This is a genomic window from Chloroherpetonaceae bacterium, from assembly GCA_033763895.1.
Taxonomy (GTDB): Bacteria; Bacteroidota; Chlorobiia; order Chlorobiales; family Thermochlorobacteraceae; genus JANRJQ01.
In genome coordinates this window covers 500612-524516 of record JANRJQ010000007.1, presented here as the reverse complement: position 1 = coordinate 524516, position 23905 = coordinate 500612, and the positions used below count along the sequence as shown (strand labels likewise).

Below are 23905 nucleotides of genomic sequence, written 5' to 3'. Positions count from 1 at the left end.
AAGGGTGTTTGGATTCGTCAGGGGTTTGGCATGACGGAGGTTGGGCCAAATCTTTTTTCATTGCATCAAGACGATGCAGTAAGAAAAATCGGATCTATTGGAGTAACGAACTTTTATCTCGACGCAAGAATCGTTGATGATGATGGAAGGGATGTAGCGAGAGGTGAAGTCGGAGAATTAATCTTGAAAGGGCCTGTGGTAACGAATGGTTATTGGAATAATTCGGAAGCGACAAAAGCTGCTTTTAAGGATGGATGGTTTTATACGGGAGATTTAGTCAAGCAGGATGAAGAAGGATTTTTCTATGTCATTGATCGAAAGAAATCGATGTTTATTTCCGGTGGCGAAAATGTCTATCCCGCAGAAATCGAAAAAGTACTTTACAAACATCCTGAGATTGCCGAAGTCGCAGTAATTGGAATTCCTGATCCCAAGTGGGGAGAAGTCGGGAAAGCATGTGTGGTACTTAAAGCAGGCACAAAGGCCAATGTAAACGAATTGCTTGAATTTTGTCGAAACAAATTAGCCAAGTATAAAGTCCCAAAACAAATTGAATTCTTCGATGCACTTCCAAAAAGCGACGCCGGGAAAATCAATAAAAAGAGTCTTTTACAACAACATCGTTCTTTATCACATTAATTCTAATAACAACTTTTTCCGGAGGAAAAACAATGAGAAAATTATTTGGTCTTTTGCTTTTAGCTGTAATGATTGTTTCGCTCGGCTCTTGCAGCAGCAGTACGGATGCTGATTCAAATAACACCAATCAAGACCCGATTGTGGGAACTTGGGTTGCTGAAGGATTTTCAACCGTAGGGTCGGTTTCTGTAGCAAATGTTTCGCCCTTGCTCTACGCTGCGCCGTTTAGAACAAGACGCATTCAAGCGGTATTCAATGCGAATGGCACTTACACTGTAACGACAACCGATTCTGCCGGTACGAACGCCACTTTAACCGGTACGTGGTCTTCAACAGCAGCGGATACTGCAGGAATCACGATTCGAAACATCGTTGTCAATCAAACCTCGCCTTCAAGTGTTACTTCAACTGGAATCTATCAGTCTAACACTTCAGGTTCGTCAACCTCATTGCTTTATGAGATTGTTCAAACCACACCGCCATTAGTAGGTGTAACACCACCTACACCCAGAAGAGGATTTGGCAGTTCTTCAAATGGCGCATTTGGAATCAGTTTGATTCAACGCTATCAGAAACAATAAAGAGTGTAAGGCGGGGAGGCAATGAAACTCTCCGCCTTTTTTGAATTTAAGAAGGGAAAAATATGAAACTTCTGAGATGGTTACTCCTTAGCCTGTTATTGTATTCATTGCCATCTTTGGCACAGGTGGTCAATTATCCGGTTGATGATGAACGGCGAAATGGTTCACCTGAGAAATTACCGCCTGAATTGCAATTCATTGGATTTACATTTCACCGTTTTACTGGCACCAATATTGCACCTCAAAATGAATTGTTAAGAGGTCAAATTATCGGTAGGCTGTATGGTGAAAACAGCACGATCACGGTACCGCAAACGGCGATGTATGGCGAGAGTCGATTTGTTCCGCTCTTTGTTTATCGCCCATCCATACTTGATGGGAAGGCAATTTTTCGAAGTTTATTAAAAGTTGATTTCACTTGGGGTGATGTGAATTATGGCGTTGGAAACAATTTTGGAGGTGCTATTTCTGGCGGAACGGTCAATATTCAAACGCTTCTTGCAAACGTTGAGGTAAAGCCCTCTTTGGCTTGGAATCTTGTGATAGGGCTTCAACGCATTTTCGATAACCCGCGTGACCCTAATGTGAATACATTGCTCACCAATCAGACTAGCGCGAATCGCTTAATGTTTTGGGGGACGCAAGGGGTTGGAATAAGCAGTTACTTTAATTTATCAGCCGCGACATACGGTCGGGTTGGAGTTTATCAACTCTACGAAAACCTTATCGACAGAGATGATGATGTCGTGCTTTGGATGGCTGATATGGAAACAAAAATTTCAGGTTTGTGGGATTTGGGTGGAAGCTTTTGGTATTTATGGGATCGAGGCGCAGGTCAGGGGGGTGTTTCAATTCTAGGGCAAGGGTTTAATTCGACTTTGGTTGCCTATAATGGAGGAGCCCGGCTTCAACTAAATAACCCGCTTTATAAAGCCAATGTATTCTGGACTGGCTTCAATACAGCTTATAATAAGGACTTTATTGGTGGGCGACTCTGGGCTTCTGCAATGGGAATGATGAACTTTGGACATATTGATACTTTATCTGCCGATCAATCCACAAGCGGAAAAAGAGTTGATATTCTTGGGGTTTCAGCCCACGCCTCGCTCCAGTATAAGTATGGTCAAACAGCAAACGACAAAATTCAAATCGAAGCAATTTTCACCTCTGGCGATGGAAATGGCGCGACTGATGGGAAGTATAATGGCGTTGTTACCGGAAATACTTGGGGTTCACCTGTTGGGATATACAGCTCGCATCGTGCATTTTTATTATTTCCTGATGTGCAGGTGATTAATCGATACTACTCAGCCGTTCATGATATATCAAATTTAGGATATGGTGTAACTGGCGTTTTTTTTAATTACTTCAACGCGCCCATTCCAAATAAACTTCATTTTAAGATTGGTTCGGCTGCCGCTTGGGCAACTGCACAACCCTTTGGTGGCGGCAACTTTATTGGCACTGAAGTAAATGCGGAGATTAAATACACTTATGCACTCTTTTTTGACATCGGTCTGAGCGCCGCTTATCTCTGGAACGGAGATTTTTATAACAGCACGGCTACCAGAAATTCAAGTCAGAAACCAACCAATGCGTGGACGCTTTTTACAACGGTCAGTTGGTTAATGTTCTAATGGAGGTTTATTCAATGAAAAAATATTGTGTCATTATCCTTACAGCCGCTTTCGTACTAATGAGCGGATGTGGCCACGCAAAACTTTACCACGATATGCCAACTTTGGAATTCGATCAAATCGAATATGGGTTCAAAGTCGAAAAAAAAGTGATTAATGGAACCGAAGTGGCTTATTACGACGGCACTCCACAATCCTTGCGATTGAAGAAAACACCGCTTGTTCTAATTCACGGGCTCGCAAGTAATATGGGGTTTTGGCGAGGTGTTATTCCTGAACTGGAAAAAAGAGGATTTCGAGTAATTGCAATCGACTTGCCCGGTTATGGAAAATCGGCTAAAGCATTTGGCGCTCCTTATACCCTTTCGTTTTATGCAAAAACAGTTCACGATCTTTTAAGTTCACTGGGCGTTCCAAAAGCAACTTGGGTGGGTCACTCAATGGGTGGGCAAATATCAATGGTAGCGTCTCTTTCTCTTCCTGATCGAATTGAAAATCTTGTACTTGTTTCGCCTGCAGGCTTAGAATCTTTTAAGCAAGGTGAAGGGGAGTGGCTTCGCAATGCAACTAATCCGGATTTTATTATTAAAACACCTCCCGATCGCATTAGAGCCAATTATGCCAATAATTTTTACTCTTGGTCTGAAAATTATGAATGGATGATTGAAGAGCGGGTGAGATTAATTAAGGCAAAGGAATTTGAACGATTTGCTTATGCCGTGTGGAAATCTGTTGGTGCAATGCTCGATGAACCGGTTTGGGATAAACTTGATCGCATCAACTTCCCAACTTTAATCATCGCTGGAGAAAATGATAATCTCATTCCAAATCCATTTTTACACGGCGGAAAAACAATTGATGTCATGAAGATTGGAGAAGAAAAAATTAAGGGGTCAAAACTCATAATGCTTCCCGAAACGGGTCACATGCTTGTTATAGAGAGAGCTAAAGAGCTGGCTTCAGAAATTGAGTCCTTTCTCAAGTAACTGTTTTACGAGCTCTCTAAGAATCAAATTTACTCGCATCCCACACAGAACCGGGCGGGAAAACTTGTTCTTTCCGCCTTTTCATAATCGAAGCGATTAAGCCGCTGTTTCCCCCTTCTTCCTCTAATTTTGAAATGATTGAATCATAGCTTTTCTCATCCCTATTTTGACTTAACTTGAAAACATGATCAATTTTTTCTGCTTTAATCTCAAACCCTGCGATTGCCGGCATCATTTTACTCAAAAAAGCATCAGGAAGATTGTCATAAAATGTTGGTGACTGAAGATTTCCTTTTTCAAACTTTAAGGTAAGCTTTTTCATTAACGCAATTAGCTCTGGGGGAGTCATAAACGAGACCTGACCTGAAACATGAACACTCATATAGTTCCAAGTTGAACCAATGTGCGGGTTTGTGTACCAAGAAGCACTGACATAACAACTCGGGCCGGTGAATACAATCAATGCATTTGGATTTTCCTGCAATGCCTTGAAATGATCGGTATTTCTCATGATATGACCTTGAAGAAACCACTCTCCATTGCGCTCTTCAAGAAGTATTGGAATTTGAGTTGCCGCAAGTGTTCCGTTAAGGAAACTTCCGGTCATAAAAGCAAATGGATATTCTTCAATAAATGCCCTAACCTCGGCTTTATCTTTTGCCTTGAAATAAGAAAAATGATACATCACCGATAGTAACTTTTGTGAAAGCTTAACCTGTTTTATGTTTTCCCAAAATAAAAAAAGCTTTTTTAATATTGAATTTATTAGTGACTTTGTTGATAGAGGTATTTAAGGGTATTTCACCATTGTGTCGATATTTCAATTTAATTCAATGTCTAACAACTCCTAAACTGAGTAATTTCCTTGATTTATTGCATAAACTACTTTTGCCATTTTTTTTACTAAGATCAATCTGATTTTTTTCTTCCGTTTTCCATTTGATAAGAATTTTTTCTGTATTCAATCGATTTCAAAAATAACTATTTACTTAAGGATGGTTAAAAAACTCTAAGGTTGATTTAATAAACTAAGAAAAAAATCAACCTTAGAGTAAATTCTGATTTACTTCTTTACAGAGAGTAATCCGCCCATTCCAAAGTTGGAATAGATACCGGTCATAATCTGTTCGAGGTGATCGTTGTATTTTTGAATATGATCGGCCATTCCAATAAAATCAACGGTAGTCCGAAAAGGCTTTTCACCATAAGGTTTTTCGATAAGCTCGGCAACAGCGTCGGCAACTTTTTGCGGATCTTGTTGAGGATTGTTCTTTAATACGCCCTCAAAGCTATTGAGCATCTGAACCGGGGAATTCGCAAAATCGCCATAAGACGCAACCTGAGTATGGTCACTGGGTTTTAAGAGATTATCGATAAACTCCGTAGGATAGCCCCCGGGTTCTAGGATACAATTTTCAATTCCAAACGAAGAAAGTTCAACACGATAATTTTCCGCCATTGATTCTAAAGCCCACTTCGATGATTGATAAGGGCCGTAAAAGGGAAGTGCGATTCGTCCTAATAGACTTGAAGTATAAATAACCAATCCCTTTTTTTGCTCTCTGAAATAAGGGGCAACGGCTCGCATCATTCTCTGAACACCAAAGACATTAACCTCAAAGAGCTTTTGATAATCAGCGGTTGTATAAAACTCTTGAATACCAAGTGTACCAACGCCGGCATTATTAAAAAGAACATCCAATCCCCCTAATTGAGTAATCGTGCTGTTAACCCCATTAGCAACGCTTTGGTCATTTGTGACATCAAGTTCAATAACTTTTGCACCTAATGAACTCAACTCCTCAGATACGGATTTGTTTTTTCCTTTTGGATCTCTCATGCAAGCTGAAACTTGATGACCTTTTTGAAGCAAAGTTTTGACGGTAAGCTTCCCGAAGCCACTGCTTGCGCCTGTAACCAATACTTTGTGTGACATTTTTTTTATATGTTTACTTAAGTAAAAAGATTTCTATCAAGAAGAAACTTAAAAGAACAATCAGTGGAGATAAAAAGGGACATTCATAAATCTAAAAGGGCTAAAAGAAGAAGGATAAAACGATTGATTCCATTATAAGAAACTCTTGGATTTTTTAACCTTCCTGAACTTTCATTAATCAAAATTTAACTTAAAAAAAGAGGGCTTAACCAAGCCCTCTTTTCGTGTAACTATTAATAAATGGTTATTGACCGTCGCCGAGCAACATCACTTTTTCCTTGACTCCTTGATTTTTCAAAGCGTTTCGGGTATCAATAATTCGCTTCGCGTGCTTGGTAACAAGTTCATAATCGAAAGCGGCGTGGTCGGTGGTGATAATCACCAAATCGGCGTATTGGAGTGTTTCGACTGAAAAAGATGTTCCGGTCATTTCGATTACAACTCCATTTGTTCCGTGTTCCTTAAATGTGGGAACATGCGGGTCGCAATAGGCAATATTTTTTGCCCCTTCTTTTTGTAATAGCTCAATAACCTTAATGGCCGGAGAATGACGAATATCATCGACATTCTTTTTGAAAGCCACACCCAAAAAGAGAAACTTTGCGGATTCAACGGTAACGGGCATTCGTGCCACTTCCTTCAAAATCATATCACGCACATAGAACGGCATATTTTCGTTGGTTTCGGCAGCAAGTGTAATGAAGTTGGTTTGGAAATCATATTCACGGGCTTGCCAAGCAAGGTAGTATGGGTCGATAAGAATGCAGTGACCGCCAATTCCGGGGCCGGGGTAAAACGGCATATATCCAAACGGTTTTGTTGAAGCCGCTTCAACGACTTCCCAAATGTTAATTCCCCCCATTCGGTCGCACAAGACGGCGAGTTCATTCACAAGCGCAATGTTAACCGAGCGAAAAATGTTTTCAAGCAGTTTTTCCATCTCAGCCACCTTTGGTGACGATACCGTATGAACATGTGCAATAATTTGCCGATTGGTCAGCGCAGCGAGTTCGGTGCACGCTGGTGTTACACCACCAACAACAATGGGCGTGTTACTTGTATTCCACTTGGTATTTCCGGGGTCAATGCGCTCCGGCGAAAACGCTAAGAAATAATCTGTTCCAACTTTCAAACCGCTTTGATCCAAAATCGGCATCACATAACCTTCGGTCGTATTGGGAAAAGTGGTGGATTTAAGAATAATCAATTGACCTTTGCGAAGTGACCGACCTATCGATTCTGCAGCAGAGGTAATAAAAGAAATATCCGGCTCTTTATTGGCTGTAAAAGGCGTAGGAACACAAATGTAGATCACATCACAAGTGGAAATCTCACTGTAATCTGCAGCAGCACGAAATCCATTTTTGATAGCTTCTTGAAACTCAGCTTCGTGAATATCTTGAATATAATTTTTTCCGCCTTGAAGCGAATCAATTTTGCGTTTATCGAGATCAATTCCTAAGGTTGGAAATCCTTTACGAGCAAATTCGACCGCCAAAGGCAAGCCAACATACCCCAAACCGACAACCCCGATAACGGCCTTTTTTTCTTCTAATTTTGAGCGTAAATCCATACGAATGTGAAAACTTTTTTCAAATGAGCGGCAAAGATAAGGGTTTTGGGTGAGAATGTGTGTGTTTCTACCGAGGGCTTATTTACAAACGAATAGAATCACATACTCGTTGAGTTATTGAAAATGTAGTCCCTAAATAAAAAGCATTTAAACATAAAAAATATGCCAAACGAAGAAAAAAATCAAAGTGGTAGAACTGAGGTTCGCGTGGTGCCTGATACCGTTCGAACTGCAGGTGCGGAAACAATTCGCGAAACCGATATGGGAACGGTCGTTCCAAAACAAAAGAAGTCGGTCGATTTGAATTCGGAGACTGGTAGCGTAAAAATTCAGCCAGAAATCAAGAAAACCGTGATCAAAACAAAGCGAGTCCCAGACACAGTTCGTACGGCCGGTTCAGAGGATATAATGGGAACCGATGAATGAGTTGTTGATTGATTAAGGATTCGAGGATTAAAGAAGATCGCAGATATCTACAAGGTTTTCAGTTTTTTTGCGATCATTCAATCAATAATAAAGCCATTAAATTAAGTCATCTAAAGGACCGAGTTGCAGGTCTAAATCTTTTCGGTCAATGCCGAAATGTTCACATAGTTCAGTAATCTTTTCATCAAGTTTCATCAGTGCAGCCCCCACGCGTTCGGTTTCTTCATCTGAAAGCGTTTGATTATCCATTTTTCGAATGGCTTGTTTTTCCAAAACCCCTCGCAATATTTCAATCAAAGTGAGTACAAGTTGTGCAAGCCCTTTTTCGATGGTTTCATTCTCGAGCTTGACCCGTTTTGGGAAAGCGGTTTTGAATCGCTCCAATTCCTTGCGAAGTTCAATTGTAACATCATCCTCCAAACTAAGCCCGCTATTCACAGAAACTTTTTGATCAGTATCATCTACTGGATTTATGGCGGCCGTTAATTTGATTTCTTCGGGTTTTTGTTCAACATTGTTGGTCATCTTTCTTATGTCTTGTGCAGGAAATTCATGATACATCAATTCGTTTTACAACTTTACCCACAAACAACCTGACGGGTATTGAAGCACTACAATGGTCGATAAAGAAAACTTCATCTCATTAAGTGAGTGGCGTGCGAAGTTACAAGTTTACAAACGTAAGCAATGAAGTTAATTTTTGCTGCAAGGCAGGTCACAATTAATAAAACTTAATAAGAAGAGAGTTGGAAAGAAAATCAATCGACAAACCTGATTAGAAGAGAATGATATGATTTAACGGCTTTTTCTTTATGTTTATGAATAAGTCCGTCAAAAAAATGAAATCTATTTATGGAAAATTTGAAGATTTTTTTCAAGGAAAAAGTTGTTGGAAATATTTGGTTCCTCTCATTAGTCATCGCGCCATTTATTGTTGTCTTTTCTTTTTTAATATCACGCCTTACGGTTTTTGAAAATTTAGAACTCAAAATCATTGATACTCGCTTTAATGAGCGGCCAATGGATTCGACCTTTAAACAAACATCAAGCGTTGTATTAATTGCAGTTAACGATGTGGCTCAAGAGGCCATTCGCCCATTCCCGTGGCCTCGCGATTATCATGCTCGAATAATCAACAACCTAAACCGCGCAGGCGCAAAGGTAGTAGGTTTTGACTTTGTGTTCGATGATATTGATCGAACGGGGGGAGATGTTGCTTTCCGCGAAGCGGCTGCAAAATGGCAAAATGTTGTTGTTGCCGGTCGTGAGCCCACGAACATGACGGAAGGCTCGCAAGTAGAATATACTGCGGTTCGAAAAGCAAATTATGTTACCATTTTTGACGGTTCTCCCGGAACGAATGTCGGTAATGTGAATGTCAGAACGGACAATGATGGGGTTTTGCGAAGATACCATCCTTCGAGTGCCGATGTTGTTGGTAATCAATTTATTTCTTTTGGTTACCTCATCGCCAAGCTGTTTTACAATAGTGATGATTCTCTTAACTCCGATGGGACTTCATTTACTTTTGCTGGAAAAAAAATACCTAGTTATGATGGAGAATCTGTTTTCTTGAATCCATACGGCCCCAGTCATTCGTTTGTAGAAATTTCAGCTGATAACATTCTGGACGACTATGAATTCAATACAAAATTGGAGTTAAAAGCATTTTATGCAGCGCTTAAAGAAAACGGGATTTACGAACAACTCGGTATCGATTCAATTAAAGTTGCAAAAAGTGATTCTCTTCAAAAGCTATTGATGTCGAATGAAGAATTTAGAATGCTTTGGGCGACAGATGTATTTGACGATACACTTTCAGGTGTCCAACAATTGGTTCGTGGAAAAGTTTGTATCGTAGGGCCAATGTTTCCTGAAGCAAAGGACGATTTTCCAACATCAATGTGGACAAACGGCCGCTCTGATCAAAACCGAATGTATGGGGTTGAAATGCACGCAGTCGCAGTTCAAAATCTTATTGATGGGAAGTTTTTAAGAACCGTTAACCCGCTCTTCATTTTAGCGGTAATGGTGTTGGTTTCTTTTTTATCCTTTGGAATCATTGTTTCGTTGAAACGCCTAAAAATTACAAGTCAACCCGTGTTGATCGTAATGTCTTATGTAGCGGCGTTTTTTGCATTTGGCGGTGTTGTTTTGCTAGTGCTTATCATCGGCGAGGTCAATCCGATTGCATATATCGCTTCAAGAGAAGTATTGACAAAGAGTTTCATTATTGGTGGTGTGTTTTTAGGTTCAGCTTTAGTGACCTTTATTCTTTATAGAATTAAATCTCTTCAAGAATTCTCCGTTGAAGTTTTTTCACTCACAATCGCAATCGGTGGATATCTCATCGCCGATGCCTATGCGCAATACATATTTGAAAAAAATCGGGTTATTTTGAGCATCGTGCCATTTACCGCGACATTAGTTTTTGCCTATGGCTCAAGCATATTGTATCAATATTTCACTGAGTCGCGCCAGAAAAAAATGATTAAAGGTTTCTTTAATGTTTATGTTACGCCGGCGCTTGTTGATCAAATGATTGCCAACCCCGATTCCTTCAAGCTTGGTGGTGAACGCCGCGAACTTACAATGTTTTTCAGCGATATCAAGGGCTTTACCAATATCTCGGAAGGGTATAAAAATGAGCCTGAAAAGCTTGTCGAACTTTTGAATGAATACTTGGGAACGATGACGGATATCGTCTTCAAATATGGCGGCACACTTGATAAATACATCGGGGATGCCGTTGTGGCCTTCTGGAATGCTCCGGTCTCCGTTGAAAATCATGCGAAGCAAGCCTGTTGGGCTGCCATTGAAATGCAAGAAACTTTGACGGCACTTCGCTTAAAGTGGAAGGCAGAAGGCAAGCCGGAAATATTTTCAAGGATGGGGATTAATACCGCCCAAGTCATTGTCGGAAATATGGGTTCGAGTTCAAGATTTGCTTATACCGCTATGGGAGACGGAATGAACCTTGCTGCGCGTTTAGAAGCCGCAAACAAAGCGTTCAAAACCTCAATCATGATTTCACAATACACCTACGAACAAGTGAAAGATTATTGCCTTTGCCGAGAACTCGCTACCATTACCGTTCAAGGAAAAGAAGAACCAATTAAAGTCTATGAGCTTGTTGCTAAGAAAGAACCGGGTAAAGTTTATGAAGAACTTGCACCGGCCGAAACGGCGCTTAAAGGTGTGATGGCAATCGCTAAGGAATAGTTATTGATTAAGGTGTGAATACAAATTCAGTTGAATAAAGTAAGTATCAAGATGTTTTGTTTCAGATTTAATGGATAATCTTAATTTGAGGCAAAAAAGATTTCGAACTAAATATTTGCTGCTAATTGGGGCGATATCGCTTGTGATATCGCCTTATCTTATCTCTTTGCACGCTCAAAAGTATCGCGTTGAAAAGTATAGTGTTGATCAGGGGTTGCCGTATAGTTATGTGAGTTCAATTCATCAAGATAAACGAGGGTTTATGTGGTTTGGAACCTTTGATGGACTTGCATGTTTTGATGGGTATAAATTTAAAGTTTTCAGAAATAATACGGCTGATAGTTCAACTATTGCCTCCAATAATGTGCATTTTATTTCTGAAGATCGGAGTGCGAACATCTGGGTTTCAACTTCAAAAGGAACTCAACGCCTAAATAGAATTACAAACAAGTTTGAAACTGTTTGGACAAAAGAATCAAATATTTCAAAGCATCTGTTTCGTGGTATCCCTGTCGAAAGATTTGATGGAAAAGATTACCTCGTTTCAGAAAAACATATCTATGAGATTAATCCATCAACGCTAGAAGCAAAGAAAATTCTTTCTTTTCCCGATAGAATATTAGCATACCATCAAGATGAAAACAAGAAAGAATGGGTTGTTACAAACCAATCGATTTATAGAATTCTTACGAAAGAAGAATTTGAACTGGACCAAGAGTATAGAAAGGATAAAATCCAATTTTCTGAAAGCAATTCGGAAATAATAAAATTAAGTGAAAAGAAAAATTCTCAGACAGTAGTCGTTGAAAAGTATTCTTACCCAGATGGACTCTCCACGGAAGACATTGCGTTTGATCAAGATCATAATATGTGGGGTGTCATTCCGGGGAGAGGTCTTGTTAAATTTATCACGAGTCTAAACAGCTTTTCAATAATTACAAATCCCGGGTTAAGAGAGTTAACCCTTCAGTGTAATCATCTATTTATTCCTGAACCATCATCCATCAATTCTTTTACTCAACCAACCCTATGGCTTGGAACTAAAATTGGTGCCTTTGAATACTTACCCGATGGGACTCAAATTCGAAAAGTAACGGCCGAAAATAATACATCCTTCGGTCTCAGTTCAATGTACATCTCACGCATTTATCAAGATAAGTCTGGAATATTGTGGTGCGCGATTGATGGCTTTGGAATCGAGAAAGTTGTTTTTTCAACAAGTCACTTTAACCATTTTCAAAACACAACACTGACTTCAACCAGAAAACGAACAAACCCGATTGATGTTCCGATCTCAAGCAATTTTGTAATGAGTTTAACCGTTGATCGTGACACCTCACTCTGGGTTGGTTCTTTATTGGATGGATTGAGTTATGTGAAGAAGTATTTGCATAATTCTTCAGCCAGTACAAGTGTGAAATTTGACCCGCAAATAAAATCAATTAAAACGGTTCATTGTATCAAGCAGCTTCAAAATGGAGAAGTTTGGGTAGGGTCAAATAGTGGATTATTTACATTAGAAAAGAATAATGATCTAATTCGTGTTAAAGAAAAATTGAAATACAACAGCGTTACTCATCTTATCGAGTGTCTTCCACAAAATTTTGTCATTATTGGACAAGAGTATCGAGGTGTTCACGCAATCAACATTGAAACCAAAAAAGAAATTTGGTCAATCGCCACAGGTTCGATTCGAGCAATGGCTTTGGAGAACGACACCACGCTTTGGTTAGGGACTTATGAAGGATGTTATGTTTATGATTTAAAGACGATGAAAAGCATCAAATATTCTCATGACCCAAGAAATCCTCAATCGATCTCGACCAATTTGGTCAACATGATTTTCAAAGATTCAAATAATCAAATTTGGATTGCAACATCCGAAGGATTAAATCATTTTGACCGTGAAACAAAAACATTTGGTAGATTTTCAACCAAAGATGGTTTACCGAATAATTTCATTTATGCCATTGTTGAGGATGGTCGAAAAAACCTTTGGCTAAGTACGAATTATGGAATCAGCAACTTTAATCCTCGTTTAGGCACCTTTAAGAACTATGACCAAAGCGATGGTCTTCAAGGAAACGAATTTAATACAGGTGCTTACTATCAAAGTGCATCAGGTGAAATATTCTTTGGGGGCACAAACGGGATCACTTCCTTCTTCCCAGATTCCTTGCTCGATAATCCGGTTCCTCCCAAAATTGCTTTTACAGATTTCAAAAAGTTTGACCGAAGCATAGAACTTGATTCAGCCATTGGCGAAAAACAAGATATCGTGCTAAACTTTGACGAAAGCGTATTCTCTATCGAATTTGCCGCTCTCGAATTCACAAATACTGCTCAAAACCGTTACGCCTACAAAATGGACGGGGTTGATCGCGATTGGGTTTACAGTGGGGTGAATAGAGAAGTGCGCTATACCAATTTAGCACCCGGAACATATTCCTTTCATGTCCGTGCCTGCAATAACAGTGGCGTTTGGAATACCAATGGCAAAACACTTCGAATTAGAATCATGCCCCCATTTTGGCGTATGTGGTGGTTTATTCTCTCAACGGCTCTTTTCTTTATTGGCTCGGTAGTATCTATATCATACCTTTATTCTCAAAGGAAAATCAAAGAATACATCCGTCAAATTGAAAACCAAAGGAACATTGAATTCGCACAAAACAAAACGAGAGAGAAAATCGCTCGAGATCTTCACGATGATGTTGGTTCTACTATAGGCAGCATAGGGCTTTACACGGAGTCTCTGAAACACTCGTTAGCCCAACTCGAAGCAGCAATAGACTCCAGCAATGAATTTCATGAAATAGGAGCAATAACCGAGGTTGAAGACTCTCTTAAAACTTCAATTAATAAGCTCATTAACAAAATTGAAGGTTTGCTTCGAGACGCAGAAATTGCTATTGATGACATTGTATGGGAAGTTGCTCCAAAGAATGATCATTTTTCAGATCTTATTTCGCGCTTACAGAGATTTGGGAACGATATCATTGAAACCAAAAAAATCGAGTTGAAATTTGATTTTTCTTCAATTAATCCCAACCTCTCCTTGGAGGATACTTTTCGGCGAAACATTTATCTCATTCTTAAAGAACTATTGAATAACTCTGTCAAGTATGGTGAACCCACAAAAATCGAAATCGTTGGTGAGTTCGCTTCAAATATCCTGTTTATTCATTATCTCGAAAATGGAAATGGTTTTAACCTTGAGTCAAAACCTCAAGGAGGTGGAAATGGGTTGTTCAATATGAATGCTCGAGCAAAAGAAATTGGGGCTACATTCGAATTGAATACCGCCCCAACTAAAGGTGTCGAAGCAAAACTCAAAGTTCCATTTGGATAAATGAAAAGTTACTTACCATCCTAAGTTGAACCGAGTGCCTAAGCCCGGTCCTAAGTAAATCGCATTTAGCAGGAGTTGTTCTGTGGCATGATAGTATGCTCGAAAGGCAGGTTCACCAGCGAATAAAATTACTTGTCCTTTACCCTTTGATTCCCTTGTCAAATAAGCAGTGCGTGCCCACGCTTGGCGGGCTTCAGGCCAAAGAAGCCCGGAAAGACGAAGATTCTCAGCATTTTCGAATCGTGCTGCAACTTCCACCGGCGGCTTCGCAACTAAGATATCGGAAGTAAAGATGGTTGCACCAACCTTTCGATCGGCTCCAAACCCGAGCCAATGTTCAGAATGAACTTGAACCGCCATTATTGTTCCGCGTGGCATAAAGAGTTTTGCGCGATTCTCAAAATCCGGTGGAAGTTCATCGCCCTTATTGGATTGCTTTTGAGATGATAATTCAATTTTTCCGCTCCAAAGTGAAAGACTATCCACTGTAACTGTTGATTCTTCATTCAGGATGGCTTTCTCATACTCCGAAAGCCGTTTTGATACTTGAGAGCGTAGCGCAGTTCGAGTAAAACCAACACTGGAATCTGCCAAATATGAAGCAGAGGCTTCCATTGCAATAACTGTTCCGCCATTTTCCGTCCACTCCTTTAATTTTTTTTGTCCGGATCCGTTTAATGCAAGAGAAAGATTTCCTGAAGGAAGCAATAAAACATTGTATCGAGCCAAATCAAATCGGTTGAAGTCGGTCGTCGAAAGTAGAGTGACCCTTTGCTTAAATCGAACGTCTAAAAGATGCCACAATGGTGCAAAAGAAGTCGGGTCAATACCGGGACCGGTAAGAATAGCGATTCTTGGTAAGAGTAGAATAGGAAAAGCGTCTCCCCCCAAATCAGAACCGGATTCAACCAAAGCCGTCGAAGTTGGGATTATTTCAATTCCATTAGCCTCTGCAATATTTTTCAAAGATGATAACAATTCAGGAGCGTTTTCGTGTTTTCTAATGAGAAGCGTACCGCTCCCATAAAAGGAACCGCCAATGCTAAACGGCTTTTCTGAAGTGCGTACTTTAAACCCCTTTTCGAAAAGGGTGCTCAATGCACGAATCGAGCGTTCATCATTGTATCGAATCAAATACCCGTAACTCGAGTTAAAAGGTGGGTTTTCGGGTGAAATTACCCTCCGTTGCTTCTCCTCAACAAGCGAAGCGGGTTGAGTTGAAATCGCTGGTTTTTGAGAACTCCAATAAGTTTCAAGCCCATATGCAATGGGAACTGACCAACCTGTAACATCATAAATCTTAGAATCACTTTTTTTCTCCAATGATTTTCGCTCTTCAGTTAAAAATGAGGTTGTCATCCTCGGGTCAAATTCCATCATAACTTTTGCAAGTCTTCCCATTGGCTGATCGAGCGGAATGATTCTTGTCCCCTTTGGAAATCGGCGTGATCCCTTTTTCCCGCTCCAATAGTCATAAGCATCAAAATTGAATTCTTTCTCAGCACTTCTTACTTCGATTTGGTGCAATTTGAGAAGTTCCATAAAGCGTTGAAACCTTGTGCTCGTTGTATCTGGTATTAAATAAAAAACCAAAGGGTCGTCCTTTCGCCCCGAAACACCACCTTGCTTCCGAAGCGTATAAAAATCCAACAAGAGAGATTTTCGGTTATTTGCAGCGGTCTTTAAGTTCGAAATCGAACTGACGAATTGATGGTGAACCGACTCACGAAAGGTGTGTATCGTTCCATCGGATCGTTTGACCACAGAGCCTTGGGTTGAACCTTGTTCATAAAGAATTCCAACGGCACCAAAGTATAACGGGTATGATGACCCATAGGCAGGGTACCACTCATCGTAGGTATCACGAGTAAAGTAACTCCAACCGTAAGCATCAAATGACTTGGCTTGCTCCGAACCAAAAATTTTCCACCATTTTCTTGTTAAATCACCCACAGCATGATTAATCGGCTCATCCGGCGGATTGAAGAAATAAGTTTTATCCGACCCCATTTCGTGAGCATCAATTATAAGTTGAGGTTTTAGCTCCTGAATCGCACGAATACGTGCTTGTGTTTCGGGATTAACCGCAACAAGCCAATCACGATTCAAATCAAAGAGATAATGATTATGCCTGCCCCTTGGCCAAGTCCCCGTATGATTTAAACTCTGCGTGTCCCAATTGGGAACTTGTCCTTCCCATTGATAAACCATATTCACAAATCGATCCCGACCATCAGGGTTTTCAATAGGTTCGATACAAATAATCAATTCAGAAAGCAATTGTAATGTTAAGCTATCATGAGAAGCCGTAAGATGATAAGCAAGTAGTAGAGAAGCATCCGTCCCTGAAAGTTCATCCCCGTGAACCGTATATGCCATCCAAGCAAGTGCTGGAATTTTTTCAGCAATCGAATTTGCTTCTGCTTGAGTGATAAATCTTGGGTCTGAAAGTCTTGTGCGTTGAGCTTGCAACTCATTGAATTTTTCAAGGTTCTCCGGTTTCGTCACAATAGCATAAATCAGTTCTTTCCCTTCATGTGAATAACCGTGAGTACGAAGTTGAATTCGATTTGAATGGTTGGCTAAAACTTGAAAAAATTTTAACACATCACTATGGCGAACCGGTCTCGACCCAAGCTCAAACCCTAAAATAGATTTAGGAGTCGGCACCTTTAAGTCATACACTGAATTTGGAGCGAAAGGAATCTCACTTTGAGCCAATAATGGGCTACTTTGCACTGTATAAACGATAAGTACAAAACGCAATAATTGATAAATCTTCCAATTCATAAATGAAACTTAATTTTTTCGCTGATATTTAATTTTTCCGCCAACAATCGTGTACAAAACCTTAGCCGATTTCAATGCTTCTTCAGAAGCCGTAAGAAGGTTAGTATCCAAAATTGTGATGTCTGCATACTTACCGACTTTCAGACTGCCCTTCACATGTTCTTCATGACCAGAATATGCGGCAAGTATTGTGTAAGACTGTAGCGCCTCAATTCTCGACATCGATTCTTCTGCAAAAAAAGGCGTTCCATCACTCATCTTTCTCGTAACACTTGAATAAAAGCATGCAAGTGGGCTGACATCTTCTACCGGAGCATCCGTCCCATTTGTTACAACTGCACCGCTCTTGATTAATTTTTTCCAAGCGTAAGCACCCTCTGTAGCCCTTGCAATGGCGAGTCTCTTCAAAACAAAAGGGGCGTCTGAAGTGCAATGAATCCCTTGCATCGAAGCAATAACGCCAAGTTTTGCAAAGCGAGGAATATCTTCATTTGAAAGGTGTTGAGCATGCTCAATTCTCCACCGAGAACTTCGATCCCCATTCAATACCTCTTCATAAATATTAAGTGCTTCTCGATTTGCCCGATCGCCAATGGCATGAGTACACAATTGAAATCCATATTTCTTTGCAAGTTGAGCCGAATACTTAATGCTATCTAAACTTCGAACATTTTGCCCAATTGCATCGGGTAAATCTGAGTAGGGAGAAAGTAACCAAGCCCCGCGGGAGCCTAACGCACCATCCATATATTCTTTAATTCCACGAATAGTAAGAAATTTTTGTGTGGGATCTATCGTTTTATATTGTTTGAGTTTTTCTTCAAGATTGTTTTCTCTTCCACTAATCATAACCCAAAGCCGAACATCCAATCGATTTTCTTTTGAGAGCTTTCGGTATCCTTTCAGAACACTTTCACCGACACCCGCATCGTGAAAGCTCGTTACACCTTTTGATAGACATTCTTCAGTAGCAAGTTGAACTAGTTCCTCAAACTCTTTTTCCTTTTCTTCTTCAGTCATTTGTAATCGAGTAGCACGGTAAGCTGATTCCAAAAGTTCAGCGGCTGTCTCTTGAAAAAAACCTGTCGGCAATCCCTTTTCATCTCTTAAAATCATCCCCCCTTCAGGGTTTGGCGTTTCCCTTTGAATGCCGGCTCTTCTCATTGCCTCCAAATTCGCAAAAGAAGCATGTCCACTTGCATGTTCGAGTAACACGGGGTGTTCTGGAGAAAGAGCACTGAGTGAATCATGAACCGGAAATCCCTCAACCGTTTTACCGGTTTGGAATTGCCATTTTTCCTGATGCCATCCCCGACCTAAAATCCAAGTCCCTTTTGGGGTGTTTTTTACCGCTTCTCCAACCATTAAAACGATTTCATTCCAACTTTTGGCTTTACCGAGCCAAAGAATCTTCTTCGTTTCACCTATTCCTAAAAAGTGTGAATGAGCATCAATAAAGCCGGGATATGCAATATTTCCTTGCAAATCAAGGGTGTCCGTGTTAGGGCCAATAAAAGACTTTAGTTCTTCTAAGGAACCAATCGCTAAAATTGTATCGGCTTTGATTGCTAATGCTCTCGCGTTTTGAAGGGAATCTTCAAGAGTGATGAAATCACCGTTGATTAATATTAAGTCGGCTTTTGGAGATTCAATTTTATTACATGAAGTAAGGAGGAGGTTGACGAAAAAAAATAGAGAAACAAATTTATGGTTCATGAATACGCTTTGTGATTAATTTCAAAAATCAATATCAAATTAAGGATTTGTGAAAGAGTTTAAAGAAGAAAATGTCGGAATAAGAAATTTTGAAGGAATCACAGGGTTGTGGGCGTTTAATGAAGCAGGTTTAGGAGGTGTATTGCATGCGTTTAAAATTCCATTCACCGGCCTTTGGTTAAGTGCTACAAGTGTGCTGGTTTTATCGCTAATCAGCTATTTCTCAAAATTAAAAAGTGAACTGATCTCTCCCAGTATGGTCGTTTTTGGAGTTAAGTTGGCAGTGAACCCACACGCTTCGCTTGGGGCGTACCTTGCTTTGGGGTTTCAATCGGTATCTGCTTATATCCTGAAAGCAATAGGTAAAAATCATGCAATCAGAACTTTTGTTTTGTCACTCCTCGCACATTGGTTTTCTGCCTTACAAAGACTGATTACTCTGACAATACTTTTCGGAGAACCCTTTTGGAATGCAGTAGATCTTTTTGCGGAAAATATTCTAAAACAATTTGGGATATTTAACACCCAATTTTCAAAGCTCATGATCTCAATCTACTTTTCAATTTATTCAATGAGCGCAATTTTAGTCGCAATCTATGCTGCTCGCTTGCCCTTACTAATTTTGAAACGGGTGAAAAAGGGAAGTCCTCAGCCTGTAAAATCGGTGAACGATAGTCACCATCATTTGAGTGAGATTTTACCAAAGAAAAAAAAGGGCTTAAAGGGTTTATTTCTACTTTCTGCTTTAACACTTACCGTGATTCCGGTATTGATTCTCGGTGATAATGAAAGTGCACTGTTTATTGTAATCAGAGCTATTTCAATCTTGTTAATATGGAAATTCGTGATTTCACCGATTGGGGTATTGTTAGTAAGCCGTTGGATTAAGCGAGATTCGATTGACATCGATAAAAAAATAAAAAAGGCCATCGCCTCGTTTCCCGAACAGATGAGTAACATTATCTCTTCTCAAAAAAAATACAATACCGCGAACCCAATTTTGTGGCTTCATGAAGTTCTCATTGATACCCTCACAAGTTCACTATTTAGCGAAAAGAAATAGTTTAGGGTTTAGGTTTCGGTTTATGCAAAATCGCATAAAACATCCATACAAACGAAGCAATAATGATAACCGGAGAAAAGGTTCTTGAAAAAAAACCGTCAACATTGTTGTCATAAGCCATTAACAAATACCCAACCAATAAACCAAAACATCCGATTCCGATAAGAACATAGTTTTCTGGTTCCAAAGGCAAGCTTAATGAGTCAAGTTTTTTTTGCTTGTCGGAGTCTGCTTTTTTTCGAGTTTTTTCTTTATCTCGTTTGCTCTTAATTGTACTTGTCTCTGTCGGCATTGATATTTTAAGTTTTTTATTTTTCAATAGGAACTTGAAAGTTAACCTTCTCTTCTGTGATAGTAAAATTTAGTTTACCCCCTAAGTATTAAGTTCTTGCATGATAAGTTCCACTTTGCGAAATGTTTTTGTTTCAAGATTGTAACATAAAATTCGATGATGATTCGAATCGGCAATGAATAAATGAGGAAAGGAAATCGCAATTCCTTCCGGCTCACTCATCAATAAATCATATTCGGTATTATCGATAAGGGTTTCAATTTTCCTTAATCTCAAATCAAGCCGTTTGATTTTATGATTATATGTATCTGAGAGGTAAACGAATTCGTGATGCTGAGCGAGTCCTCTCGGATGTTGTAGCAATGCATCATCAAATTCCCCATCTTTATCCCCAAAGTGAAAAAGCCCTTTCCCAATTAAAGTTTTTACATGTTTCACACCTTTAAACTCAAAATCTGCGGAGTCATTTAATTCAAGACTTCTTAAAGCACTGCTTTCAGTATCTAAAAAAAGCAAACGGTCTTTGTGGAACAGTAGGGACGAAGGCTGAGCCAATGCGGCATGCTCTGCACGAGTGTCATACAATTCCTCTCTTCCCGAGCCTGCCAATAACTGAAGTGAATTTGAATCCAAATTAAACTCCCATAGTTGGTGCGAACCAGCCATAGCCATAATTAGCGAGCCGCCTTTTTTTACAATATCCCACGGGCTATTTAACCCAATTTCCTCAGCACGGCCCTGTACTGGTTTCACAACGCTCTGAAATCCATTTCCAGCAATTGTATCCACTTTACGATGAGCTAAACTCACCCTTCGAATCGCATGATTTCCTTCATCAGCAATAAACAAACAGTCATGAGCTTCATCAAAAAAAATACCTCTTGGCTTACGAAATTTTACTTCAGAAAATTCACCGTCTTTAAAACCGGCGTCCAACCCTCCAATAGCATTCAAGACAACCCCGCTCTCTTCTATCATTAAAATTCGATGATTTCCGGTATCAGATATAAATAGTCGCTTCTTGAGATGATCTGTTGCTAGCCCCGTCGGATAATTTAGGCCGGAGATTACTTCACCACTTTTCTTTTGAACTGAAAAAAAAGGGTTTGTATGAAACCCGTATTGAATCTCATTTTGTGAATCAAATGGACTATACTTTTTATTTTCTACCCAATAACTAATTGCACGAGAAAGAATTTGATTGAGCAGTTTGTAACTTCCTTCTCCGGAACACTGACCAATAATTTTTCCATTTGGTGCAATAAGTATAAAACTTGGCCACGCTTGAATCGTATAGGATTCCCAAATCTGATATTTGAAATCATCAACAACAGGAAAGTCGATTCCAATTTTTTGAATCGCATTTCTTAGAAGAAACCCGCTTCGTTCATAAGTAAATTTTCCGGTGTGTACCCCTATAACAACCAAATCCTGATGAAATTTTTTTCGTAATTGATCAACTTCATCAAAAGTATGAAGGCAATTGATACAGCCAGATGTCCAAAACTTCAAAAGGACAAATCTTCCTTGGAGATTCTTCAGCGATAGTGGCTGTTCTGTGTTGTACCAAGGGAGACTTGCCGGAATATCAGGGGCATTCACTAATCCTAAAAATGGCGATGATTTCGTACTCAAAAGGAAGAAGGTGTATTTTGCGTTGATAAATTAATGATTTCAAACCGTTAAGCAGTTTACCGTTGAGGCAACTTAAAACAAAGTCAAAGATAAAATGAAATACATTGTCACCCCTGAAGAAATGCGTCAAGCCGACTACGATACCATCATTAAACTAAGGGTGTCAGAACGGCAATTGATGGAAGTTGCTGGTAAAGAGTGTTTTAATATCATCCAATCAAGATATCCCGATTTCAAATCAAAAAAGTTTCTTGTGGTGTGTGGTAAAGGAAATAACGGTGGAGATGGAATTGTTCTTAGCAGATTTCTTGCTTCTCAAGATGTCTCGCTCGACCTCGTTTATCTTGGAAATGAAAGTGAATTGAAACAGGATAATATCCAAAACTTAAAATCATTGCGTCAGTTTATCTCCCTTGGCACAAGTCTTAGAATCTTTGAGGCAGATGAAGGCATCCCTGAAATCATCAAAAAAGGAAAGTACGATTTTATCATTGATGCTATCCTAGGAACAGGCTATCGGAAATCAGATCACCCCGACGGTATAAAAAGAACAGAACTCAATAATCCTTTTCTCCCTTTTTTAAGCGAAAAAGAACTTGAGAAACAAGGCACATCAATCAAAACCAATCAATCGAGCCCAAAAGAAAAGTTGGTTAATGAAGCAATTCAAACGGTAAATATTCTTCAAAATTTGAATCGTAGCATTGTCATTTCACTCGATTTACCAAGCGGCTTAGATGCAAAAAGCGGGATAGCCCAAATGGAAACGGTTCAAGCGACTCTGACCATTGCGTTAGGGTATCCTAAAACAGGCTATTTTTTTGCAGATGGCGTTAAACTTTCAGGTGAAATCGTTTGCGCCGATATTGGAATTACTGACCGCCTTCTTCCAAAAAATAAAATAAAATGGGTCGATAGTAATTTCGTTTCAGAAAATCTTCCTTCACGAAATCGGGAAGCCAATAAAACAACAGGCGGAAAGGTTTTGGTAATCGCAGGTTCTCAAGAGGTGTCACAATCTCAAATAGGAGCGGCCGTATTAACGGCACTTGGTGCAATAAATTCGGGGGCCAGTTATATCTGTGTATCTGCACCCTCGTCTTCATTTAATATTTTTCATACTCAAGTTCCTGAAGCGATACTAATCGATCAAAATCCCTCGTCTATCCTTGATAAAGCGAAATGGGCAAATGCAATCGTCATTGGCCCCGGATTTGGAAGAAGTTCAGAAAAAGTAAATTTAATGGCGGATATACTCAAGCAACTTTTGAACAACGTCTCAATTCGTAAACCCTTGGTGATTGATGGAGATGCACTTTATACTATTTCTGAAATGGGTTTACTGAATCAATTGAATTTCGAGAATGTAATCCTTACCCCTCATCACGGTGAATTTGCTAAACTGCTTGGTCTCAATTCGAATTATATTGAAATTGAAAAATTAACCCTCTCACGCACTTTTGTAAACCGCTTTAAGGCCAATTTGTTGCTGAAAGGACCAACGACCGTCATTTTGTCAAATGAGGAATCCTATTTTGTAACAAACGGTAATGAAAATTTGGCAACAGCAGGTACAGGCGATGTGCTTTCAGGAATGATTGCCTCTTTTGCAGCTCAAGGTTGTCAGATCATTCATGCGGCGGCGATATCATCATTCATTATGGGCAAAGCAGTTTCTCTGGTATCCTTGAAGTCGCGGTATCCTTCTGCCTCTCAAATCGCTCAATCGATAGGTTTCATCATCTCAAGTTGAATCGGGATTAAGTTTCTGAGGCTGTAGTTGAAAATTTATCTCTCAACTTCTTTTTTCCTTATTTTTTTTGTATTTTTAGTGAGTTAGGTCAAACCCAATTTTTTACACATTTGTCAATAACTTTGAAACAGCCTGCACGTTAAGGATATTTATCTCATTTCAGTTCAGGTCTTAAAGTTGTATAGCAAGTCACAGTTTGTGATTTTGGGTTCACTTTTGATTAAGAAAGTTCTTAAATTTGCTCAGTTAATGAATCATTCATCGCCTGAGCCACCTAAGAAGCCACTTAACATAATTTTTTTGC

17 protein-coding genes are annotated in these 23905 nt (G+C 39.6%); 9 read left to right on the top strand and 8 right to left on the bottom strand.

Going from position 1 to position 23905, the window contains the following annotated elements; all coding sequences use genetic code 11:
- The 4 genes from SFU91_07280 to SFU91_07265 form a co-directional block, all read left to right on the top strand.
- On the top strand, nucleotides 1-639 hold a 639-nt coding region (locus SFU91_07280; GenBank protein MDX2128822.1), incomplete at its 5' end, for an AMP-binding protein.
- Between the two features lie 32 nt (nucleotides 640-671).
- On the top strand, nucleotides 672-1220 hold the full coding sequence (locus SFU91_07275) for a hypothetical protein (GenBank protein MDX2128821.1): 549 nt from the start codon (nucleotides 672-674) through the stop codon (nucleotides 1218-1220).
- A 62-nt stretch (nucleotides 1221-1282) separates the two neighbouring features.
- Nucleotides 1283-2857, top strand: a complete 1575-nt coding sequence (locus tag SFU91_07270; protein MDX2128820.1) for a hypothetical protein — start codon at nucleotides 1283-1285, stop codon at nucleotides 2855-2857.
- Between the two features lie 14 nt (nucleotides 2858-2871).
- A complete protein-coding gene (locus SFU91_07265; protein ID MDX2128819.1) occupies nucleotides 2872-3843 on the top strand; it encodes an alpha/beta hydrolase in 972 nt (323 codons plus the stop codon).
- Nucleotides 3844-3859: 16 nt separating this feature from the next.
- Here SFU91_07265 and SFU91_07260 read toward each other — a convergent pair whose 3' ends face one another.
- The 3 genes from SFU91_07260 to SFU91_07250 all read right to left on the bottom strand — a co-directional run bounded on the left by SFU91_07260 (nucleotide 3860) and on the right by SFU91_07250 (nucleotide 7352).
- Nucleotides 3860-4528, bottom strand: coding sequence for an FMN-binding negative transcriptional regulator (locus SFU91_07260; GenBank protein MDX2128818.1), 669 nt, complete (start codon nucleotides 4526-4528; stop codon nucleotides 3860-3862).
- A gap of 378 nt (nucleotides 4529-4906) precedes the next feature.
- Nucleotides 4907-5779: an SDR family oxidoreductase gene (locus SFU91_07255; GenBank protein ID MDX2128817.1), complete on the bottom strand. Its 873-nt coding sequence runs from the start codon at nucleotides 5777-5779 to the stop codon at nucleotides 4907-4909.
- A 244-nt stretch (nucleotides 5780-6023) separates the two neighbouring features.
- Complete coding sequence (locus SFU91_07250; GenBank protein MDX2128816.1) at nucleotides 6024-7352, bottom strand: nucleotide sugar dehydrogenase; 1329 nt, start codon at nucleotides 7350-7352, stop codon at nucleotides 6024-6026.
- Between the two features lie 162 nt (nucleotides 7353-7514).
- Here SFU91_07250 and SFU91_07245 point away from each other — a divergent pair, with 162 nt between their 5' ends.
- Nucleotides 7515-7778 (top strand): hypothetical protein, encoded by a 264-nt coding sequence (locus SFU91_07245; GenBank protein MDX2128815.1) that lies wholly within the window; start codon nucleotides 7515-7517, stop codon nucleotides 7776-7778.
- A gap of 96 nt (nucleotides 7779-7874) precedes the next feature.
- Here SFU91_07245 and SFU91_07240 read toward each other — a convergent pair whose 3' ends face one another.
- Nucleotides 7875-8303: a gas vesicle protein K gene (locus SFU91_07240; protein MDX2128814.1), complete on the bottom strand. Its 429-nt coding sequence runs from the start codon at nucleotides 8301-8303 to the stop codon at nucleotides 7875-7877.
- Nucleotides 8304-8630: 327 nt separating this feature from the next.
- Here SFU91_07240 and SFU91_07235 point away from each other — a divergent pair, with 327 nt between their 5' ends.
- Together SFU91_07235 and SFU91_07230 are read left to right on the top strand one after the other, a co-directional pair.
- A complete protein-coding gene (locus SFU91_07235; GenBank protein ID MDX2128813.1) occupies nucleotides 8631-11000 on the top strand; it encodes an adenylate/guanylate cyclase domain-containing protein in 2370 nt (789 codons plus the stop codon).
- 142 nt (nucleotides 11001-11142) lie between these two features.
- Nucleotides 11143-14352 (top strand): two-component regulator propeller domain-containing protein, encoded by a 3210-nt coding sequence (locus SFU91_07230; GenBank protein MDX2128812.1) that lies wholly within the window; start codon nucleotides 11143-11145, stop codon nucleotides 14350-14352.
- Between the two features lie 12 nt (nucleotides 14353-14364).
- Here the strand turns inward: SFU91_07230 and SFU91_07225 are convergent, their stop codons facing one another.
- Nucleotides 14365-17142, bottom strand: a complete 2778-nt coding sequence (locus SFU91_07225) for a M14 family metallopeptidase (GenBank protein MDX2128811.1) — start codon at nucleotides 17140-17142, stop codon at nucleotides 14365-14367.
- A gap of 9 nt (nucleotides 17143-17151) precedes the next feature.
- The gene (locus SFU91_07220; GenBank protein ID MDX2128810.1) at nucleotides 17152-18858 is read right to left on the bottom strand and encodes an amidohydrolase; all 1707 of its coding nucleotides are present in this window, start codon (nucleotides 18856-18858) and stop codon (nucleotides 17152-17154) included.
- A gap of 49 nt (nucleotides 18859-18907) precedes the next feature.
- On the opposite strand from SFU91_07220, the gene SFU91_07215 reads away from it, so the two are divergent.
- Nucleotides 18908-19921, top strand: a complete 1014-nt coding sequence (locus SFU91_07215) for a hypothetical protein (protein MDX2128809.1) — start codon at nucleotides 18908-18910, stop codon at nucleotides 19919-19921.
- 1 nt (nucleotide 19922) lies between these two features.
- Here SFU91_07215 and SFU91_07210 read toward each other — a convergent pair whose 3' ends face one another.
- A complete protein-coding gene (locus SFU91_07210; GenBank protein MDX2128808.1) occupies nucleotides 19923-20213 on the bottom strand; it encodes a hypothetical protein in 291 nt (96 codons plus the stop codon).
- 81 nt (nucleotides 20214-20294) lie between these two features.
- Complete coding sequence (locus SFU91_07205) at nucleotides 20295-21848, bottom strand: thioredoxin-like domain-containing protein (GenBank protein ID MDX2128807.1); 1554 nt, start codon at nucleotides 21846-21848, stop codon at nucleotides 20295-20297.
- A 94-nt stretch (nucleotides 21849-21942) separates the two neighbouring features.
- Between SFU91_07205 and SFU91_07200 the strand changes: the two genes are divergently transcribed.
- The gene (locus SFU91_07200) at nucleotides 21943-23601 is read left to right on the top strand and encodes an NAD(P)H-hydrate dehydratase (protein MDX2128806.1); all 1659 of its coding nucleotides are present in this window, start codon (nucleotides 21943-21945) and stop codon (nucleotides 23599-23601) included.
- Nucleotides 23602-23905: the final 304 nt, after the last annotated feature.

Coding starts and splice junctions, on each gene's coding strand:
- SFU91_07275 (MDX2128821.1), top strand. CDS start 672: ATGAGAAAATTATTTGGTCTTTTGCTTTTAGCTGTAATGATTGTTTCG.
- SFU91_07270 (MDX2128820.1), top strand. CDS start 1,283: ATGAAACTTCTGAGATGGTTACTCCTTAGCCTGTTATTGTATTCATTG.
- SFU91_07265 (MDX2128819.1), top strand. CDS start 2,872: ATGAAAAAATATTGTGTCATTATCCTTACAGCCGCTTTCGTACTAATG.
- SFU91_07260 (MDX2128818.1), bottom strand. CDS start 4,528: ATGTATCATTTTTCTTATTTCAAGGCAAAAGATAAAGCCGAGGTTAGG.
- SFU91_07255 (MDX2128817.1), bottom strand. CDS start 5,779: ATGTCACACAAAGTATTGGTTACAGGCGCAAGCAGTGGCTTCGGGAAG.
- SFU91_07250 (MDX2128816.1), bottom strand. CDS start 7,352: ATGGATTTACGCTCAAAATTAGAAGAAAAAAAGGCCGTTATCGGGGTT.
- SFU91_07245 (MDX2128815.1), top strand. CDS start 7,515: ATGCCAAACGAAGAAAAAAATCAAAGTGGTAGAACTGAGGTTCGCGTG.
- SFU91_07240 (MDX2128814.1), bottom strand. CDS start 8,303: ATGACCAACAATGTTGAACAAAAACCCGAAGAAATCAAATTAACGGCC.
- SFU91_07235 (MDX2128813.1), top strand. CDS start 8,631: ATGGAAAATTTGAAGATTTTTTTCAAGGAAAAAGTTGTTGGAAATATT.
- SFU91_07225 (MDX2128811.1), bottom strand. CDS start 17,142: ATGAATTGGAAGATTTATCAATTATTGCGTTTTGTACTTATCGTTTAT.
- SFU91_07220 (MDX2128810.1), bottom strand. CDS start 18,858: ATGAACCATAAATTTGTTTCTCTATTTTTTTTCGTCAACCTCCTCCTT.
- SFU91_07210 (MDX2128808.1), bottom strand. CDS start 20,213: ATGCCGACAGAGACAAGTACAATTAAGAGCAAACGAGATAAAGAAAAA.
- SFU91_07200 (MDX2128806.1), top strand. CDS start 21,943: ATGAAATACATTGTCACCCCTGAAGAAATGCGTCAAGCCGACTACGAT.